At 68.9% G+C, this 1,579-nt stretch carries 2 protein-coding genes; one reads left to right on the top strand and one right to left on the bottom strand.

Annotated features, from left to right (window positions below; all coding sequences use genetic code 11):
* Positions 1–221 (top strand): DUF6456 domain-containing protein (locus RTU05_RS18200; protein ID WP_312599685.1); only part of this gene is annotated, 221 nt, incomplete at its 5' end.
* A gap of 188 nt (positions 222–409) precedes the next feature.
* On the opposite strand, the gene RTU05_RS18195 is transcribed toward RTU05_RS18200, so the two are convergent.
* Positions 410–1,579 (bottom strand): heparan-alpha-glucosaminide N-acetyltransferase domain-containing protein (locus RTU05_RS18195; protein WP_312599684.1); only part of this gene is annotated, 1,170 nt, incomplete at its 5' end.

Below are 1,579 nucleotides of genomic sequence, written 5' to 3'. Positions count from 1 at the left end.
GGCTGGAGCCCAGCGACCGCGCCCTGTCGGCCGGGCGTCGGGTGGAGGCGGCGCTGACGGCGGTCGGCCCGCGCCTGCGTCCGATGCTGAACCGCATCTGCATCCATGGCGACAGCCTGCAACTGGCCGAAACCGGCCTGGGCCTGCGTCGCCGCCAGGGCAAGACGGTGCTGAAACACGCATTGCAGGCCCTGGCCGAACACTATGGGATCGGGGTCTAGCGCGCGCCGATACGCGATCAATCTGGCCCACAATCGTCATTCCGGGGCGTCCGAAGGACGAACCCGGAACCCAGGGGCTTCGCATCCGGCATCAAAGGCGTCCAGCAGCGTGAGCGTGGCCCTGGGTTCCGGGTTCTTCGCTGCGCTCAGCCCCGGAATGACGGTCTTCGGCTGATTTCGGTTTGGACCTAGAGGTATTTCATCCAGGGCTGGCCGCTGGTCCGCTTGATCCGGGCGAACCAGCGGCAGGCGAACCAGCAGGGGATGGCGACCACGGCCGCCAGCGCCCAGAGCCAGCCCACGCCCGGCACGGCGAAGCCATCGCCCTGATTGGGCCCCAGGACCGCCAGCGCCGCCAGCTGCAGCAAATGCAGGCCGTAGAGGTGGATCAGATAGAAGAACAGCGGCGCGGCCCCGAACACGGCCAACAGACCGACCAGACGATCCGGCGCCCGCTCCAGCCCCACCAGCAGCAGGGCGCCGACGCCCAGGGTCAGCAGGATGAAATCGGCGGACGGCGGATATTTGGTCAGGTTCAGCACGCTCATAGCCGTCTGCAACGGCGTCGCCTGCACGGCCCACGGCGTCGGATCGCCATAGAGGTTGATCGCGCGCAGGATCGCGAACAGGACCAGGGCCGACAGGCCGGTCGCCGCCAGACGCCTCAGCCGCGCCGCTTGCGGCCGCGCGAACCAGGGACCGACGCCATAGCCCAGGGCGATGACGCCGATCCACGGCAGCAGCGGATAGGAGGTCCGGGCCTGTTCCACCCCCAGCCCCAACCCCGACAGGTCGATGAAGCCCCGGTCGTGCAGGATGGCCCAGATCACATGGCCCGCCGTACCCGGCTGAACGCTGATCGTGTCCAGCAGATTGTGGCCCAGCACGATCGCCACGCCCACCGCGATCAGGGCCGGGCGCGGCAGATACGCCAGACCCGCCAGGGCGATCATCGACAGGCCGATGACCCAGATCACCTGCAGATAGATGGTCTGCGGCGTCAGGGAGAAGGTCCAGGCGAAACTGACCACCGTCAGCTCCAGCGCCACAAGGAACAGGCCGCGCTTCAGCAAGAAGCCCGAGGCGGCCCGCGCCCGGTTCCCGCCCGCCGCGGTCTTGTCCGCATAGAGCCAGGCCGCCAGGCCGGTCAGGGCGACGAACACCGGGGCGCACAGGTGGGCCGACAGCCGGGTGAAGAACAGGCCGGGCGTGGTCGTCGAAACGTCCATCGGGTCCGAAACCTGGGCGTGGATGAAGAAGAACTCCCGCGCATGATCGACCAGCATCAGCAGGATCACCAGTCCCCGCAGGGCGTCGATGGAGCGGATACGCGCGCCGGCGCCGGCGGCGGGGCGGGC

The organism is Brevundimonas sp. (assembly GCF_032017145.1).
GTDB lineage: Bacteria > Pseudomonadota > Alphaproteobacteria > Caulobacterales > Caulobacteraceae > Brevundimonas.
The sequence above is the reverse complement of the archived record's forward strand: the minus strand, read 5'-3'. Positions and strand labels throughout refer to the sequence as shown.